The sequence below is a fragment of the Candidatus Cloacimonas acidaminovorans str. Evry genome, from assembly GCF_000146065.2.
GTDB lineage: Bacteria > Cloacimonadota > Cloacimonadia > Cloacimonadales > Cloacimonadaceae > Cloacimonas > Cloacimonas acidaminivorans.
Window position 1 is genome coordinate 1,489,427 of record NC_020449.1, and the last position, 15,122, is coordinate 1,504,548.

Consider the following 15,122-nt stretch of genomic DNA (forward strand, 5'->3'; position numbering starts at 1 on the left):
AGGTTTCAATCCTTGATTTAATGGACTGTAGAGTAAAAACTTTTACGTGCATTATTATTGATGACTTGTGGGTTGTGTTTCAATCCTTGATTTAATGGACTGTAGAGTAAAAACGGATTTTCCCAGCGGTCTCAATGAGATGTGAAGGTGTTTCAATCCTTGATTTAATGGACTGTAGAGTAAAAACTAACTACTGGTAATTACTGTACAATAGATTATCGTGTTTCAATCCTTGATTTAATGGACTGTAGAGTAAAAACCAAGTCCACAAATGGATAGTTTGGGTGTCTTACTTACGTTTCAATCCTTGATTTAATGGACTGTAGAGTAAAAACAGAGTTGTCTCTTGTTCACCTCGTCATTGGAAGAATAGTTTCAATCCTTGATTTAATGGACTGTAGAGTAAAAACAATCTCATTCAGAGGTTGACTCGTTAATTTTTTGTGGGGGTTTCAATCCTTGATTTAATGGACTGTAGAGTAAAAACGTCTGGAAGGCACCGCAAGGTGGGGGGGGTGTCTCGTTTCAATCCTTGATTTAATGGACTGTAGAGTAAAAACACCGTCTGATCCTTATGAATCAGCAATGGTTAGGTAGTTTCAATCCTTGATTTAATGGACTGTAGAGTAAAAACTCTGCTACCGAAAAAGCGCAGAATTGGAAGGTGTATGTTTCAATCCTTGATTTAATGGACTGTAGAGTAAAAACCTCTGGAAGGCACCGCAATGCGGGGGGGGATGTCTCGTTTCAATCCTTGATTTAATGGACTGTAGAGTAAAAACTCATTCTTACTAAAATGATAAATGCGGGGATAAATGTTTCAATCCTTGATTTAATGGACTGTAGAGTAAAAACTTTTTATTGTGTTATTTTTGCACACCCTGTTTTCCGTGTTTCAATCCTTGATTTAATGGACTGTAGAGTAAAAACAATGAAATTGATGAGAGTTTGCTTCCAGAGATAACAAGTTTCAATCCTTGATTTAATGGACTGTAGAGTAAAAACGGAATAAATTTTTTACTTCTTCTGACCCATCGTGAAGTTTCAATCCTTGATTTAATGGACTGTAGAGTAAAAACATTTGGTAATGAAGGCAATGGATATACTGGAGGACGGGTTTCAATCCTTGATTTAATGGACTGTAGAGTAAAAACAAGACGCAGGAGATTCAGGAAATCATTCGCGAAAGGCGTTTCAATCCTTGATTTAATGGACTGTAGAGTAAAAACAGTATTAGTAATCAGTTATGGCGGTAAAGAAATACTAGTTTCAATCCTTGATTTAATGGACTGTAGAGTAAAAACGTTTCCTATTTTCCTTGGAATCCGATGCGCTGTGAGTTTCAATCCTTGATTTAATGGACTGTAGAGTAAAAACACGAAGGCCGGGAATGCCCAGCCATCACGTGCCCAGGTTTCAATCCTTGATTTAATGGACTGTAGAGTAAAAACTTTTTCCCGTTGCAATGATTGTCTTAAGCGTTTTCCAGTTTCAATCCTTGATTTAATGGACTGTAGAGTAAAAACGAACAGTGAAAAAAGAATGGTTACCACGGAAGAAGGTTTCAATCCTTGATTTAATGGACTGTAGAGTAAAAACTCAAAAACAGCCGCGCGGAAAGCGAGGCAAAAGGAGAGTTTCAATCCTTGATTTAATGGACTGTAGAGTAAAAACATGAATGACCACTCAACGGTAAAACCATTATCCTTGAGTTTCAATCCTTGATTTAATGGACTGTAGAGTAAAAACTTTATGATTCTATTTTCACGGACCCCCTTTTTCCGTGTTTCAATCCTTGATTTAATGGACTGTAGAGTAAAAACATATACAAACCTATGCATTCACTAATTTATTTATGAGTTTCAATCCTTGATTTAATGGACTGTAGAGTAAAAACTTAAGGAACTGGATGAGGATACGGAATTATGGCTCGGTTTCAATCCTTGATTTAATGGACTGTAGAGTAAAAACGTAATTGTTTGGAATTTTTTATTGCGAGTAGATTATGTTTCAATCCTTGATTTAATGGACTGTAGAGTAAAAACGAAAACAAAACAATTTCTGATTCCGGAAAACTTTTCAAGTTTCAATCCTTGATTTAATGGACTGTAGAGTAAAAACAAGAAGCACAGCTTATTTATGAATGGACTGGAAAATGTTTCAATCCTTGATTTAATGGACTGTAGAGTAAAAACATAAATATAAAGAAGGAATACCAGGGGATGATATACCGTTTCAATCCTTGATTTAATGGACTGTAGAGTAAAAACTAAAAATAGATGACTTTGCCATTACATCTTTATTGTGTTTCAATCCTTGATTTAATGGACTGTAGAGTAAAAACTTTTTTTTGCCTTATATATTATAGGAATGGAAAAAAAGTTTCAATCCTTGATTTAATGGACTGTAGAGTAAAAACAAGCTGAACCGAGTAAGAGTAATATTTGGCTCTGCGTTTCAATCCTTGATTTAATGGACTGTAGAGTAAAAACTTTATGATGCCATTCTCCCACACCCCTTTTTTTCGTGTTTCAATCCTTGATTTAATGGACTGTAGAGTAAAAACCGTTGGATGCCCTTGTAGATTTTGTTTCAGGAAATCGTTTCAATCCTTGATTTAATGGACTGTAGAGTAAAAACTGCAATCTATAAAATTCATATACCAGTTATCTCTTGTTTCAATCCTTGATTTAATGGACTGTAGAGTAAAAACACAGTCCCTGGGAATTAGAAAAGGAGCAGATTACTAGTTTCAATCCTTGATTTAATGGACTGTAGAGTAAAAACATTGCATTTTTGTTCGTCTATATAAGCATTTCCATGTTTCAATCCTTGATTTAATGGACTGTAGAGTAAAAACATACCCGTCCAGGAGGGACCAATTAACGGGAGAGGGTTTCAATCCTTGATTTAATGGACTGTAGAGTAAAAACATTCTTTCGATATAGCCAAAGCAACTTCATTCTTGGGTTTCAATCCTTGATTTAATGGACTGTAGAGTAAAAACCATTTTTTAACTGCCATTTCTTTTTTCTCCTTTTTTGTTTCAATCCTTGATTTAATGGACTGTAGAGTAAAAACATTCATTGATATTATTTTCAAATTTGCTATTGAAGGGTTTCAATCCTTGATTTAATGGACTGTAGAGTAAAAACATGCTTTGGATTTATGCTTTGAATGCGTATTTGGGGTTTCAATCCTTGATTTAATGGACTGTAGAGTAAAAACCTTAACATAGCCAAAGTTTGCATATATAAGTAAGAGTTTCAATCCTTGATTTAATGGACTGTAGAGTAAAAACCAAGAGCTGTTTCTTATGCGTGCAGAGATTTATTGTTTCAATCCTTGATTTAATGGACTGTAGAGTAAAAACTAGAGACGATTGTTATGGACTTACTCTTAGCGTTTAAGTTTCAATCCTTGATTTAATGGACTGTAGAGTAAAAACTTATGAATCCAATACCCAGCCATTATTTCTACCATGTTTCAATCCTTGATTTAATGGACTGTAGAGTAAAAACTATAGACCCCAAGAGGATTAAGGAGGAAAAATGGCAGTTTCAATCCTTGATTTAATGGACTGTAGAGTAAAAACAACTTTTCGATATGACAGGAAAAAATCCTAATGATCTGTTTCAATCCTTGATTTAATGGACTGTAGAGTAAAAACCTTTGCCTTGGCCTTTGGCTTTGCCTTTGGCCTTCGTTTCAATCCTTGATTTAATGGACTGTAGAGTAAAAACTCTGTTACACAGAAGGTAAAAAATTGGGAAATATATGTTTCAATCCTTGATTTAATGGACTGTAGAGTAAAAACCCGGTAACCGATACCACTACTCCTGCATCCGGTAAGTTTCAATCCTTGATTTAATGGACTGTAGAGTAAAAACGGTCTGGAAGGCACCCAATGCGGGGGGAGGTGTCTCGTTTCAATCCTTGATTTAATGGACTGTAGAGTAAAAACTTTTTATTGTGTTATTTTTGCACACCCTGTTTTCCGTGTTTCAATCCTTGATTTAATGGACTGTAGAGTAAAAACTCTTCTGCGATGACATTGACTATGGAATTCGCGAAATGTTTCAATCCTTGATTTAATGGACTGTAGAGTAAAAACAGATGAATTCCTTCCCAATTTTGACACTCATTCCCTAGTTTCAATCCTTGATTTAATGGACTGTAGAGTAAAAACATTCACGTCCATAGAGTTGGTAATAATGGACTTGATCGTGTTTCAATCCTTGATTTAATGGACTGTAGAGTAAAAACAGAAAGAATGAAAACAATTCAAGCTTTATTAGGAGCGGAGTTTCAATCCTTGATTTAATGGACTGTAGAGTAAAAACTGGAGTAAATCCATCTGCTTCTCGTTCGCGGAAAAGTTTCAATCCTTGATTTAATGGACTGTAGAGTAAAAACTTAAGCGCTTTCCGAAATATGAGACCAGTCCCGTAAGTTTCAATCCTTGATTTAATGGACTGTAGAGTAAAAACTCCATGTGTAGTGATATACCGAAAAAATGGGAAAGGTTTCAATCCTTGATTTAATGGACTGTAGAGTAAAAACAAAATTGACCCGAATAAGAAGAATATTCGGGTCTGCGTTTCAATCCTTGATTTAATGGACTGTAGAGTAAAAACGCTACGGATACCACGAAAAAGCGGAAGACGGAAGGAGTTTCAATCCTTGATTTAATGGACTGTAGAGTAAAAACTCCGCGGCAAGCCAAGGCCAAGCAAAGGCATATATAGTTTCAATCCTTGATTTAATGGACTGTAGAGTAAAAACTGCGGGCAATGGAATAGATATTGACGCAGAAAAAAAGTTTCAATCCTTGATTTAATGGACTGTAGAGTAAAAACGATTGCACGGGAGATAGAGGTCAAAGTAATAGCTATGTTTCAATCCTTGATTTAATGGACTGTAGAGTAAAAACAGAGTCCTGAGACGGAGTGGAATCCTGAGAAGGAGGTTTCAATCCTTGATTTAATGGACTGTAGAGTAAAAACGAAAGATGAAGACAGGAATATAGTAGATATACATCGTTTCAATCCTTGATTTAATGGACTGTAGAGTAAAAACCTTATGATAACGAAATTCTTGTCCTTTCTTAGATAGGTTTCAATCCTTGATTTAATGGACTGTAGAGTAAAAACTACTGGAGAGTTGACCAGCATTGAACCTGATAGAGGGTTTCAATCCTTGATTTAATGGACTGTAGAGTAAAAACAGAAAATGCTAATGAATATTTCTTTGAGACACAAGCGTTTCAATCCTTGATTTAATGGACTGTAGAGTAAAAACTGGAAGGAAAAAGGTATCCTGATATGGTTGAAAATGGGGTTTCAATCCTTGATTTAATGGACTGTAGAGTAAAAACAAGAATAGGTTATGAGTTATACTTATTGGCATTGGGTTTCAATCCTTGATTTAATGGACTGTAGAGTAAAAACTAGCCCTCAAAAGGACTAAGGAGGTAACCGATGTCAGTTTCAATCCTTGATTTAATGGACTGTAGAGTAAAAACAAAGTTTGCTTACCAGTAACGGGGTACAGAAACTTTGTTTCAATCCTTGATTTAATGGACTGTAGAGTAAAAACTTTATGGGCAACTCAATTGGAATATATTGTAGAAGCGTTTCAATCCTTGATTTAATGGACTGTAGAGTAAAAACTGCATAGGAAGCTATTAGGTCTTTGAATTCATTGAGGTTTCAATCCTTGATTTAATGGACTGTAGAGTAAAAACTAGTTTGGTATGCTTACAGGTTTCCACTCTATTTTATGTTTCAATCCTTGATTTAATGGACTGTAGAGTAAAAACTGAGTATCCATTTCTCCACTGCCTTCTTAAGAAGGGGTTTCAATCCTTGATTTAATGGACTGTAGAGTAAAAACTTGAATTGTTTTCATTCTTTCTTCAGTTGAATCAGTGTTTCAATCCTTGATTTAATGGACTGTAGAGTAAAAACAGCAAGAAAAGATTATCTCTGGTTAAGCTCAGCAAGTTTCAATCCTTGATTTAATGGACTGTAGAGTAAAAACGGGCCTGTAACCACAATTCTCAATAATGTATTGGTAAGTTTCAATCCTTGATTTAATGGACTGTAGAGTAAAAACTGACAACAGGAAAGATTGTAAACGTTATCCCCGATAGTTTCAATCCTTGATTTAATGGACTGTAGAGTAAAAACAAGTATGAGTTTGATTGTGGATGGTCTTTCCGCCATTAGTTTCAATCCTTGATTTAATGGACTGTAGAGTAAAAACCCTTTATTCCGAGTATCCATTTCTCTATCGCTTTAGAGTTTCAATCCTTGATTTAATGGACTGTAGAGTAAAAACTGTAGCTAAAATCATTCTGGGAAAATACAAGTTGTGTTTCAATCCTTGATTTAATGGACTGTAGAGTAAAAACAGTATGAGTTTGATTGTGGATGGTCTTTCCGCCATTAGTTTCAATCCTTGATTTAATGGACTGTAGAGTAAAAACTTTTTAGACTGTAAGGGTAAAATCCGAGGAAAAATGTTTCAATCCTTGATTTAATGGACTGTAGAGTAAAAACTTTAGTCCTCTTTCGGTTAGCCGAAAGAATGAAAGTGTTTCAATCCTTGATTTAATGGACTGTAGAGTAAAAACTGAAAAGATGTCAAAATACTTTGATTTGAAATCAGTGTTTCAATCCTTGATTTAATGGACTGTAGAGTAAAAACTCCTTTCTTAGATAGCAACGCCATTCATTATTAGTTGGTTTCAATCCTTGATTTAATGGACTGTAGAGTAAAAACAGTTTGGTATGCTTACAGGTTTCCACTCTATTTTATGTTTCAATCCTTGATTTAATGGACTGTAGAGTAAAAACGGAATTAGTCAAAAGCTCACTAATTCCGCAATCATTGTTTCAATCCTTGATTTAATGGACTGTAGAGTAAAAACTTGTTGTTCCTTCTTCAATGGAGTTAGTTGATGCTCTGTTTCAATCCTTGATTTAATGGACTGTAGAGTAAAAACACGCGCGGATCCGGTTCCATTATTTGCCAGTAAGTTTCCGTTTCAATCCTTGATTTAATGGACTGTAGAGTAAAAACCTTGACAGGAAAAATAGGTCCGTGAAAATAGCGTCATGTTTCAATCCTTGATTTAATGGACTGTAGAGTAAAAACCTATCCATAACATCACTGTCTACCTAAACCAAGACCGTTTCAATCCTTGATTTAATGGACTGTAGAGTAAAAACAATAACATCATCAAAAATAGCCAAGACAAAGCTTGGGTTTCAATCCTTGATTTAATGGACTGTAGAGTAAAAACAATAATGGTTGCATTGGCATTTTCTTTGACTTTTTCAGTTTCAATCCTTGATTTAATGGACTGTAGAGTAAAAACTTATGGGGGTATTCTATTCCTTGCACTTTTCTATGTGTTTCAATCCTTGATTTAATGGACTGTAGAGTAAAAACTCAAAGAAAATGATTGGAGAATTGCCTAATGAATAGTTTCAATCCTTGATTTAATGGACTGTAGAGTAAAAACGCAAGATTGGTGTTATCCCGATATGGAATCCAATTAGTTTCAATCCTTGATTTAATGGACTGTAGAGTAAAAACTTATTTCTATGCTGCTGTCCAGCTTGCGCATCCTGTGTTTCAATCCTTGATTTAATGGACTGTAGAGTAAAAACACAGAAAGCGGGGTATTATGATTTAGTTATAGAACTAGTTTCAATCCTTGATTTAATGGACTGTAGAGTAAAAACATATGGACAGCTGATACTTATACCGAAGCAACCCTGTTTCAATCCTTGATTTAATGGACTGTAGAGTAAAAACAATGTCTGTCTGGACTGTCTGTATATCTGGCTCATGTTTCAATCCTTGATTTAATGGACTGTAGAGTAAAAACATTTTTGAATTATTTTTATTTTCCTTCATCAGGCAGTTTCAATCCTTGATTTAATGGACTGTAGAGTAAAAACTGTTGTCTGAATGTTTTACCATTTTTAATTTCATATTGTTTCAATCCTTGATTTAATGGACTGTAGAGTAAAAACAAAATCAGGGGATTCCATCCCCGCCTATAGGAGGATGTTTCAATCCTTGATTTAATGGACTGTAGAGTAAAAACGTATGAAGCTTACAAATGCGATTGAGAAGGCTATCGGTTTCAATCCTTGATTTAATGGACTGTAGAGTAAAAACGATAGGTGTGAAGAAGTTCAGATGTTCTATTTTGAGGTTTCAATCCTTGATTTAATGGACTGTAGAGTAAAAACATCATCATCCGATATTACTGTTCCATTTTCAATAAGTTTCAATCCTTGATTTAATGGACTGTAGAGTAAAAACATATATGCATTAACCATTTTCTCGTCATAGCTTGACATGTTTCAATCCTTGATTTAATGGACTGTAGAGTAAAAACCCGTATAGTTCGTTATGATCTTCCAGAGTAATTTGGTTTCAATCCTTGATTTAATGGACTGTAGAGTAAAAACCGGAGCATTGTTCACTTCACGCTTTCATATTTGGTAGTTTCAATCCTTGATTTAATGGACTGTAGAGTAAAAACCTATCGGCACTTTTACTCCATATATCGGCAATTGAGCGTTTCAATCCTTGATTTAATGGACTGTAGAGTAAAAACTTTAGCCGCCGCCTTTCCGGAAATTTACCGGGAGCAGTTTCAATCCTTGATTTAATGGACTGTAGAGTAAAAACCACATACGCACTGCATGCTGCGGCACATCTCCCGCCAGTTTCAATCCTTGATTTAATGGACTGTAGAGTAAAAACTTTGATCTTGAAGAGATGGGCATGGATATGCCAGAGAGTTTCAATCCTTGATTTAATGGACTGTAGAGTAAAAACACTAATGGCTGAAATGCTTTGGGGCTTTGGCGGAGGTTTCAATCCTTGATTTAATGGACTGTAGAGTAAAAACCCGCTTGCATTGAAGGACTCGATAAGGAATTCTTCAGTTTCAATCCTTGATTTAATGGACTGTAGAGTAAAAACTGTGCCAGCACCACCTATTCCACCAGTGGCTAATCGTTTCAATCCTTGATTTAATGGACTGTAGAGTAAAAACCGGAATAATATCTATTTCATCAATTCCTGCATCCGGTTTCAATCCTTGATTTAATGGACTGTAGAGTAAAAACACAACGGAGCGAATGCACGAAATATTCAATGCAAAGTTTCAATCCTTGATTTAATGGACTGTAGAGTAAAAACGAAGGAAAAGGGAGCTATCCCAATTATCCTCAGAGGTTTCAATCCTTGATTTAATGGACTGTAGAGTAAAAACGGTTAGCGGAGAGGCAGGTGGAAAAATATATTATATGTTTCAATCCTTGATTTAATGGACTGTAGAGTAAAAACAATTCTTCAATACCCTGGTGCCAAAGTGGGATGGCTGTTTCAATCCTTGATTTAATGGACTGTAGAGTAAAAACCCGATGCCGAAGTGTCCCCACTCTGCTGTTTTTTCAGTTTCAATCCTTGATTTAATGGACTGTAGAGTAAAAACTCATCTTCTTATATAAGTGCCTCACAAATAACAAACTTAAACCGGTTTTTCAGATAATCCAAACTGATAGTTTTGATAAAAAACCAGCTCCCAAATGAGCCAAAAGGCAATTTCGGGCAGGCACAAACACTCTATAAATCTATAAAAGAGCGAAAAAGTACCAAAAAAATCAATAAATTCTTCTTAGATTAAGATAAACGGTATCTTTAAAAAGCAAGTATAATGTTAATTTTTTCATCCAAATTAAAACAATATCTTATCTTTAATGATAAGGGACGAAAGTAAATTAGCATTAATAGTTCTCACCATAAATCTATGGATTCCACATCAAGGGTGGAATGATAACACCATTAAATTAACTAATGATGTTTTATTCATTCTAACGGCAAGAGCTGGATTTCCATAATTTTCTTTCTTATTCCAGCAAACACTCTATACATAAAAAACATATATGTGAATAAATCTCATATTCAGACAGAGCACAAATTCCGATAAGTGCAGTCCAGGCATTTTCTTTTTGCTTTGGCAGGTTTTGGATATTTTTCCAAGTTAATTATCATAAAAATCTCGTCAAGGATCAATTTAGCTTTATCCAGCATTTTAGGAGTGATAGCCAATTCTTCCAGATGGTTTTGAGATCTGGTATACACAATAAATGCTTTATACACCGGAACCTGAAAGTTTTCCATAATCAGAAGCGCATAGAGGATTTGTTGATATTTAAGGGTCTTATAGACCTTATTTTCCCAAAAGGCATATTTATAATCCAGGGGTGCGGCACTGCCATCTGCCAGGAAAAGAACTTCATCAACTTTTCCCACCAGTTTCAATTTTTCGGAGGAAAGATAAACATCAGTAAGTTTATCAATAGCGCCTGCTTTTTTACGCAGATATTCCTTATTTTGCACCATTTTCAATTTATGAATATCTCTGCCTTTATTTACCAGGGTTCTTCTGTGTTCATGCTGTTCAATTTTCAGGATGTTCATATAATAAACGAAACGAGGGCAGAAGAGATATTCCATCACTTCGGAAGGAGTGATAAACTGAAAATCGTTCATAAGAAAAATGCCTTAATTTCATCTGTAATAAGAGCGGGATCAAATGCTTGACCAAGCAATTGACAGCTTTTAAAGTCCTCATTGCACATTGGGAAAATATAAACCCGGTCTATTTCAGGATTGATTAGTTCCTCAATCTGACAGCTTAATTCTTTGCATTTGGTGCGGCTAATTTCCCCCAAAAAGACAGAATATTGAACTCTGTATATTCCGGCTTGTTCACAGCATTTGGAAACTTTATTCCGGATTTTGTCTTTAACGATATCATACATCACCCAAGTTAGCATTCTTCTTCTCCATTATCTGCAAAATTGCTGTTCAGGAAATTTTGCAGTTTTCTATTAATTGAGGTTTCCAGATAGTTTTCCCTTTTATCAATTAAGAAATTGGCAAAAGCGTGAGCATCGGTTTGAATCATATCAAGGCGTTTGCGATTTTTATTACGGTACCGAATAATTTCATCAAAATGTTCTAATAACAAAGGAGCCAGAAATTTTTTCCCCGTCGTGCTAAGTAAAACACCTTGATGAACCGGTTCAATGAAATAAGGAGAAAATTTATGCCGGGAAAAAATGTAAAAAACGGGCTCATCCACCAAAATACGATAGGGCTCTATAAAATCAAAGACAAAGGACTTCTTATTGTAATTATCACTATGCAAAAGCCCCAAGTAGGGATCAAGACCAGCAATAATTAAAGCTCTCTCCACTTTAGAATAGAGAATGCCATAACCATAATTCAACATAGCATTGAAAGCATCTTTAGCAGGACGCGAACTTCTGCCCTCAAATTTATATGCATCAGGGATCAATTCTGCCAAAATGGAAAAATAATTCTTGGAAGCACCTCCTTCCCAACCCATAAAAGAACCGGAAAGTTCTTCCAATTTGCCTTCTGCCTGCATTATACAAATAGCAGCTTCCTGCATATTTTGCATCCGGGTTTGAAAAATACTTTTATCGCAATCCCGTTTAGAAATTAAACGCTGCACAAAACGATATTGATTCATTATTTTTATGGCAATCCAATCCTTGATGAATTGCAGACCTACATTATCAGAAAGCATTTCCAGTTGCCTTCTACGAATTAAAACAGTACTCCCAATTTTAGGAAACCAAATCCTGCCATAAGGAGAGCCATATTTATCCAGAAAAACAATATCAATATTATAATCCATCGCCAATTGAATGGCATCCGTAGTTATTGTAGCCGCATTGGAAATAACAATGGAAGATATCTTTTCCGGAGAGAGCTTGGTTTTTCTATCCTCAATGCTCAATTCAAACATTTCGTCTTTTTTGCGTAAGTAACTGCCGTAAGTATTTAAGTGGACTTCCATCAAAGAGCCAAACAGCTTGATTTAGCTGTAGAATATAGTTTAAAACCAGTTGAACATTCGTAAAAATCTTCTATGAATTCAGAATCTATATAATAGATGTGGTCATTTAGTTTTTTGACTTTATAGGAATCGTAAATAACAGAAAGTTCATTGGGTGAAAGAGTTATTTGATATGAGTTCAAAGCACGATATTCTTTTTCCAGAGCTGTTTTAATTTTTTGAATTTCCTCTTTAGGAAGTTTAGTATTTTTCAGACAATCCAAATACCCTATTATAGATGATATTGCATTAGTAGAGGTATCGTCACAAAGAATATACACCGTCTCGGTAGCATAATCATCAGAAATAAGCTTAAAATCAGCAATGGGAACTTGATTTTGAATGTTTTGATCATAATTAAGATCGGAAATCGCTCTTAAAATGGCTTCACCTTTAGCGCCTATATCAAGAATTTGATAATAGACATCTATAATATGAGAAAACTGACGACTTTCTAAGGAAGTGAATTGCTCCAAGCATTCTTTTGTTTTAGATAGCAGATATTTATCATATACATAATGGCTTAATAACCTGCCATCTTTTTGTAGATTGACCAAAAACATTTCTCCGCCAAGTTCACCTAATTCATTATTCCTGTTGCATCTACCTGCAACCTGGATAATACTATCTAAAGGACCAAAATCACGATATACCCTTTGAAAACTTAAATCCACACCCGCTTCAACCAATTGGGTAGAGACCAAAATTACTTTTTTCTGAATTTCTTTTAGAATTGTATTAATTTTGTCTATAATTTCCTGCCTGTGTATAGGAATATGCAATGTAGTTAAACAGAAAACTTGATAGGAGGATTGATAATTAGAAGAAAGATAATTATATACAGCAAGAGCGGAGCGTTTTGTATTCATTACAATTAAAATGCTTTTTGCGTCATTAAATTCCAGGAAATTTTGGCAAAACTCATCTACGGATTGTTCCTTCAGATTAATATAAAGTTTCACACGATTAAAATCGGGAACCGAGAAAAGTTCTTTCTTGCATAATTCTATGTATTTACCATCAGGATAAAGATAAGGTTGAGTGGCAGAACAAGAAAGAATGTAAGTATCAAATTTTTCAGCAAGAACCTTAAATACAACTCTTAATAAAGGATAGTAATCAGCGGGCAAGTTTTGCACTTCATCCAGGAGAATTATAGAATTAATAATATTATGCAGCTTACGAACCATAGCATTTCTATTTCCAATTAGGGAATGAAACAATTGAACAAAAGTAGAAATAACACAGGCAGATTCCCAGGATTCAATAGACAGGATATCTTTTTGCAATTCCTCCCAATTGTAGGTTGGCTCGTCTTTTGTAATTGCAGAATAATCTACCAGATGATGATGTTTTACTAAAAATCTGTAATCTAAGTTTGTTTTTTCATTGAGATTAGATAGTAATACATTTTCAAATTCCTGATAATTTTGGTCTATAATAGAAGTATAAGGAAGGCAGTAAATAACTCTTCTTAAATTATCTTCATAAGATTGAATAAGATCAGTAAATTCTAAGCAGGCAAATGTTTTTCCACTTCCGGTAGGGGCAGTTAAGGTATATAGTTTTTGGGAAGGCGTAATATTTTGGTTACTTCTGATATTATCTATAAATTGATTTCTTAAAGTGTTTAATGCACTTTGTATCTTATTCTTTTCCGCAATTTTTTTTGCCGGTGAAAAGCTTAGCTTTGGATTAAGCTTCTCCAAAAATACATATTCTTTAACAGCTGCGTTATGTTTATCTGCATCTATAAGAACCGAAAATAAAAGATTTTGGATTAAAAATGATTCTACTGCTTCATCTATATTAGTAGGAGAATAATTAAGAGAAAACTCCTCCAAATTATCACTCATAAATTGAAACGAATTATAAGACAATTCCGGTAAGATGATATTGTGTTTTTCCAGGAGTTTTTTTAAATCAACATCATTATTTATATTTTCCCATACACTCTTATAGATAGTAAGTGTTTCATCAATAAGCGCTGCATTATTAAGATCCTCTCCCCAAAAAGAACTTAAGTTACTATGATGCTTTTGCACACATTTAAAAGCATTAGGAGCAAAAGAAGAATATTCTTTCCAAGAATGGAAATTGAAAAAAGTAATAACCGCCGAAATATAACTATGATGTGTTAAATTATTACGATTTCCACCTCGGACATAATTTTGAAAATAGGAAGATGCCTTCCCCAGATCATGCATAATCCCAATTTTTTCTGCAACGAAAGCTAATTTATCTTTAGTGGTAGTAGTTAAGTTCAGGGAAAGCTTTTGGATCATCTCTTTAGCATCAGACGCTACTTCAGCTAAATGATCTACCAAAAGCTTTTCCTGATATCCGTTTTTTGCAGGATGGGAAATAATCACAGAAAAGATACCCTGGCTTTTAGGTCATTATTTAATTCAACTAAATTTCTAAACTTACCGTGAATTCTTTTCCCATTTGTTTCTATAACTATATTTCCAAAGCGTTTGGTTTGACGATAGCTTTTTTTTGTATCGGTTTTCAATTCTTGTTCCAAGGGCATTCTTTCCATAATTAAATCACAATCTTGGGAAATAATGCTATCTATCAATTCTCTTTCAATAGCAGAATCAAGATAGTCAGATTCAGAGATTGGCTTAAATTCACCTTGGCTATAGGTTCTAATTAATTCCAGATAAGCAATGAACTGTCTTTGTCCCAAGTATAAGCCATAACCGAAATTTTTTTCTTTAATCTTATGTTCCAATTCTGCAAAGTTATTTTCTTCTGCACTATTAAAGCAAAGATAAAGTATCCATTCCAGATTCTTAGAACCCTGTGCTTTAAGAAGTTCCAAACGACATTGTTTATGCGCGGAAAGATCATTTATAGGAATATTTTTACTTTTATCTTGAGCATAATTCAATGTCTGAAACACTTTATGATAGTATATGTTAGGAACTAAAGATATTGCTATTCCAAGTTTATCTGAACTCATTAGATTATAATAACAATCTCTTTCAATTTGTAAAATAGAAGCCAGTAAACCACAAATAGCAGTTCGGGGTGGAATTAAATAGGTTAGAGAAGAAGCGTTAGTATAAAATTTACGAAAATGAGCAAATTTACCGCTCAGCTTCAGCTCTAAAATCCGATTTGAATTTTCTGGAATATTCATATCTTTCCC

5 protein-coding genes and 1 CRISPR repeat array (1 of these 6 cut by a window edge) are annotated in these 15,122 nt (G+C 34.5%); all 5 genes read right to left on the bottom strand.

Annotated elements, in window-relative coordinates:
* Positions 1-9,526: direct repeats of the CRISPR family, unit length 38 nt; unit sequence GTTTCAATCCTTGATTTAATGGACTGTAGAGTAAAAAC; it begins 2,812 nt to the left of the window's first position.
* A 470-nt stretch (positions 9,527-9,996) separates the two neighbouring features.
* Genes cas4 through cas5 form a run of 5 tightly spaced genes read right to left on the bottom strand, consistent with a single transcriptional unit; the run spans position 9,997 to position 15,113 of the window.
* Complete coding sequence (gene cas4 / locus CLOAM_RS06090) at positions 9,997-10,587, bottom strand: CRISPR-associated protein Cas4 (protein ID WP_015425002.1); 591 nt, start codon at positions 10,585-10,587, stop codon at positions 9,997-9,999.
* Positions 10,584-10,874: a CRISPR-associated endonuclease Cas2 gene (cas2, locus tag CLOAM_RS06095; RefSeq protein ID WP_015425003.1), complete on the bottom strand. Its 291-nt coding sequence runs from the start codon at positions 10,872-10,874 to the stop codon at positions 10,584-10,586. Before cas2 ends, cas4 begins: the two co-directional genes overlap by 4 nt.
* The gene (cas1, locus tag CLOAM_RS06100; protein WP_044279011.1) at positions 10,868-11,926 is read right to left on the bottom strand and encodes a CRISPR-associated endonuclease Cas1; all 1,059 of its coding nucleotides are present in this window, start codon (positions 11,924-11,926) and stop codon (positions 10,868-10,870) included. Before cas1 ends, cas2 begins: the two co-directional genes overlap by 7 nt.
* The gene (locus CLOAM_RS06105) at positions 11,926-14,337 is read right to left on the bottom strand and encodes a CRISPR-associated helicase/endonuclease Cas3 (protein ID WP_015425005.1); all 2,412 of its coding nucleotides are present in this window, start codon (positions 14,335-14,337) and stop codon (positions 11,926-11,928) included. The genes cas1 and CLOAM_RS06105 overlap by 1 nt, the downstream gene beginning before the upstream one ends.
* The gene (cas5, locus tag CLOAM_RS09060) at positions 14,334-15,113 is read right to left on the bottom strand and encodes a CRISPR-associated protein Cas5 (protein WP_015425006.1); all 780 of its coding nucleotides are present in this window, start codon (positions 15,111-15,113) and stop codon (positions 14,334-14,336) included. The genes CLOAM_RS06105 and cas5 overlap by 4 nt, the downstream gene beginning before the upstream one ends.
* Between the last annotated feature and the right edge of the window lie 9 nt (positions 15,114-15,122).

Coding starts and splice junctions, on each gene's coding strand:
- cas5 (WP_015425006.1), bottom strand. CDS start 15,113: ATGAATATTCCAGAAAATTCAAATCGGATTTTAGAGCTGAAGCTGAGC.
- cas4 (WP_015425002.1), bottom strand. CDS start 10,587: ATGAACGATTTTCAGTTTATCACTCCTTCCGAAGTGATGGAATATCTC.
- cas2 (WP_015425003.1), bottom strand. CDS start 10,874: ATGCTAACTTGGGTGATGTATGATATCGTTAAAGACAAAATCCGGAAT.
- cas1 (WP_044279011.1), bottom strand. CDS start 11,926: ATGGAAGTCCACTTAAATACTTACGGCAGTTACTTACGCAAAAAAGAC.